Consider the following 3,667-nt stretch of genomic DNA (forward strand, 5'->3'; position numbering starts at 1 on the left):
CCGGCAAGCACCGCCGCCACGGCGTCAACGTCCAACTGGCCGTCGACCTGCACGGGCGGATCCTCGCCGCCAGCCACGCCTTCCCGGGCAGCTGGCANGATGTGCACTGTTTCCGCGAAGCCGGCTGGACACGGGTGGCGCGACGTTTCGGTGGCTGCATGACCGACCTCGGTTACGAAGGCGAACCCGCCGTCCACACCCCGCGGAAGAAGAAGCCCGGAACATCCCTGACCGGCTGGCAGAAACAACTCAACGCCGAGTTCGCGTCCGTCCGGGTCGCCGCCGAATGGGGAGTCGCTCACGCGAAGAACTGGCGAATCCTCACCAGCCGTTACCGCAGCGACCTCGGCCGTATCGATGCCGACATCCAGGCAGCCGTCGGCCTCCAGAAAATCAACGAACAGCAATCCGAGCGAATACTGAGCTTCGAGAGAATCAAGAGAGTTTCTGAATAACTTCCGTGGTGTACCGGGTGGTGCGGCCGGTGTACGAGGGCGCCCTGGAGGACTTGAAGCGGGGAGCCACCAAAACCGGCAAGCCCCTTGACGGCCTCATCGTCTCCGACGTGGACCGGCTCACCCGCGACCCGCGCCACCTGGAAGACGCCATTGACGTGGTGGTCCAGTACGGGCGGCCCGTCATTGACATCAGCGGCACCCTTGACCTCCTCACGGACAACGGGCGCTCCGTGGCCCGGATCGTCGTGGCCCTGAAGAACCAGCAGTCCGCCGACACCTCCCGGCGGGTGCGGACGGCCCACCGCGAGCTCGCCAAGGCGGGTGTCCCCGTGGGCGGCTACCGGCCCTTCGGCTGGGAGCCGGACAAGCGCACCATCCGCAAGGCCGAGGCCGACATGATCGTCGTCGGTGCTGACGAAATCCTTGCCGGGGTCGGCACGCACACGCTCTGCCGCCGCTGGAATGAGCTGGGCATTCTCACGACCCGGGGCCACCAGTGGCAGCGCCAGGTGATGAAGAACATGTATCTGTCTCCCCGCCTCGCGGGCTACCGGGTACACGGCCCGACCACGGTTCCCTTGGAGCAGCGCTACGCCTGCACCGTAGACGGCCAGCCCGTCATGGGCCTTCAAGGTCACATCCTGGACGTCGAGGTCTGGGAGAAGGTGGTGGCGAAGCTCCGCGACCCCGCTCGGACCGGCAACCAGAACATCCACATAGGCGGCCGGAAGTATCTGCTGTCCGGAATCATCCGCTGCGCCTACTGCGGCGCGCGGCTCACCGGCGGCTGGGACAAGGGGTGGAAGAAGCATCACTACTCCTGCCGTCCCGTCACCGCTGGTGGCTGCGGCAGCGTCGCCGTGACCGGCCACCACGTTGACGAACTGGTCACGAACTTGGTGCTGGCCTATCTGGCAAACCGGGACGTGGAAGCCGAAAGCGGCCCGTGGCCCAAGCCGGCCGAGGCGGAGATCGCCGAGATCATGGCCGCCTGGCGGGAGACGAAGCGCGGCGGCACCCGCGCCCTCCAGCTGGTGGAGGAGCTGGAGGGGGACGTGGCGAAGCTCCGGGGGGAGCGCAACGACTGGCTGCGCGCCCACTCCGGCCCCCAGCTGACCAACGTGGCCTCGTCCTGGCCTCGGCTGGAGGTGGAGCAGCGCCGTGACATCATCGCCACCGTTATCGAGGCCGTGGTGCTGTCCAAGGCCGATGGGCCGAAGAACCGTTTTGACCCGGATCGCATCACCGTGATCTGGCGTCCCTGACCAACCTGCCCCGCCGGATCACTCTGGCGGGGCTTACCCTTGGCCGCATGGCCCTCCACCTGTCCGGCGACCCCGAGGCCGACGCCCTCATCACGTCCGACGCCTTGGCGCTCCTGGTGGGTATGGTTCTTGACCAGCAAATCGGACATGTAAGGAACGAATTCGGACGTTCCGTCACGGGTTGGATACCCTCTGTGGCATTCGGCTGGGGTTGATGACCGTCCCGCGCTAAAGCAGCGCCGAGCGCGGGGATGCAGTTTCCATGATCTCGTCCGCGACCTTCAGCGCTTCCCGCGTCTCATCCACGCTTGGCTCCCGGCCTCCGTGGATTGCCGTGTTCCGAGGCTCCGCCAAAAAGCTCATGATCCGCTTGCCCGCGTCTCCGGGTAGCTGCACTCCCAGATTTTTCAGCGCCTGAACGCGCCCGCCGATCTGGCGGCTCTTCTCTATCACATAGCCCGCGACGTCTGACCGTAGTCCAGCAAGTTCCTGATCCAGCAAATAGGTCAGAGCCATCTCCGCCGCCGTCGCCGCATCCAGTACGGCCCTCCGACGCTGCCCGCGGCGGTTGGCCGCGATGGCGTCCCGGAGCAACAAATGTTCGGTGGGCGGCTGGCGACCGTCTGACGCTGCCTTAAGTATCGCCTTCCAGCGATCACTTTCCAAGGCATTTACCGGTGACATGGTGAGGGAAATGGGAGCAGGGTTTCTCACCCTCTCTCCATCGGGACCGTACTTAAACCAGAGTTCGAGGTCATCTCCCGGGCGGCTTGCCCCATCGTAGTGGGGATCAAGGTTTTGTCGCGCTACCACCTCAACCCAGTCGGCCGCGAGCCTCCACCAGGCGTCAATATCCTGGTACAGGTTCTGCCCGCGTTCTTTTCGCCTGACGCTTTCGGGCTGATCCGCGGTGGCAATGGTGTGCCGAACTACGAAGGCGCGGACAAGCGCGTTACCATTGGCTCCTAGCGGATCGTTTGACTTGAAGTGGGACACGTTACCCCATGCACTCCCCACGGAACGGTAGCGTTCGTCCCAGTCAATATCATTCCGCACCGTTTTCATCGCGGGGGCTGTCAGGATAGGCCCATTATTCAGAAGTTGAAGTGAGGGCATGACCAGGCTGATATCCATGCCGCCAATACGAACCGGCGTCTCTGAGGCGAGTACGGCTACCTTGACCGCGACCGGCGCCGGTAGTCTGAATATTCCTTCTAGAGTAAGATCAGGCATGTTGCTCCACATGGGGTACTAATATGGCATCAAAGCTGTCAACGTGTTCTCGAGCGCAAGGAGAGCGCGACGTGCAGCCGCGATGGTTTTCGTCTCATCTACACCATGTTTCACGCCCTGCAACTCATCAAGGCACCGGGTCATCATCATTATGATTACCGTGACGCCGTCGCTTTTCATGCCAAAGCCTCGTACTGCGTAACGAACACGTAGCGCTCGATGCGGTTTGCCGTTCTTAGGGTCAATTTCCTTTGCGTATTGACCAACATTTTCCCGCCATGCGAGGACCTCATCATCAGGCGCAATGGTGCGCAAAGTCCAGTCAAGTGCCTCCACACCCGAGTTCGCCGCCTGAGAGGCCGCATCTGGCCCATTCGAGGTCAGCGCGTGCCAAGCTCCCCTCAGCTTCGGAACCGCCTTAGGGCATGCTTGCCCTAGCCAGGAGGAGAGATGATCAGTAAGCTGTTCACGAGTAAGAGTTCGGTGATGGCGTGGGTGGGCGGGCCGAAGGCCCGGCCGGTGTTGCCGGTCGGGTGGTTTTCGGCTTGTGGGTGGGGTTAGGGCTCGGGCCCGTCGGGTGGGCCGTCCTGGGGTGGGTCGGTGCTGGGAGGGCTGCCGGTCTGGGTGGTGGTCTGCCAGGTGAGGAAGGGTTCGAGGGCGGGGCCGGCGGGTGCTTTCCCGCCGGCTGTGGCGCAGGCGTTCAGGTAGCCG

4 protein-coding genes and 1 pseudogene are annotated in these 3,667 nt (G+C 63.8%); 3 read left to right on the top strand and 2 right to left on the bottom strand.

The features are described 5' to 3' along the window. From BMG523DRAFT_RS21900 to BMG523DRAFT_RS26915, 3 genes and pseudogenes are all read left to right on the top strand, one after another. On the top strand, positions 1-455 hold a 455-nt coding region (locus BMG523DRAFT_RS21900; protein WP_160323749.1), incomplete at its 5' end, for a transposase family protein. 17 nt (positions 456-472) lie between these two features. Further along, a complete protein-coding gene (locus BMG523DRAFT_RS21905; protein WP_232235292.1) occupies positions 473-1,723 on the top strand; it encodes a recombinase family protein in 1,251 nt (416 codons plus the stop codon). Between the two features lie 47 nt (positions 1,724-1,770). Continuing rightward, a pseudogene (locus tag BMG523DRAFT_RS26915) lies at positions 1,771-1,866 on the top strand (Fe-S cluster assembly protein HesB); the annotation flags it as partial. A gap of 85 nt (positions 1,867-1,951) precedes the next feature. Here the strand turns inward: BMG523DRAFT_RS26915 and BMG523DRAFT_RS25015 are convergent. Together BMG523DRAFT_RS25015 and BMG523DRAFT_RS27615 are read right to left on the bottom strand one after the other, a co-directional pair. Next, positions 1,952-2,956 (bottom strand): hypothetical protein, encoded by a 1,005-nt coding sequence (locus BMG523DRAFT_RS25015; RefSeq protein WP_023841607.1) that lies wholly within the window; start codon positions 2,954-2,956, stop codon positions 1,952-1,954. Between the two features lie 18 nt (positions 2,957-2,974). After that, on the bottom strand, positions 2,975-3,652 hold the full coding sequence (locus BMG523DRAFT_RS27615) for a hypothetical protein (protein WP_368671139.1): 678 nt from the start codon (positions 3,650-3,652) through the stop codon (positions 2,975-2,977). Between the last annotated feature and the right edge of the window lie 15 nt (positions 3,653-3,667).

Origin of the sequence: Frankia sp. BMG5.23, assembly GCF_000685765.2 — a bacterium.
In the GTDB taxonomy this organism is placed as follows: Bacteria; Actinomycetota; Actinomycetes; order Frankiales; family Frankiaceae; genus Frankia; species Frankia casuarinae.

Excerpts from the sequence above, each read along its gene's own strand:
- BMG523DRAFT_RS25015 (WP_023841607.1), bottom strand. The coding sequence starts at position 2,956 with ATGCCTGATCTTACTCTAGAAGGAATATTCAGACTACCGGCGCCGGTC.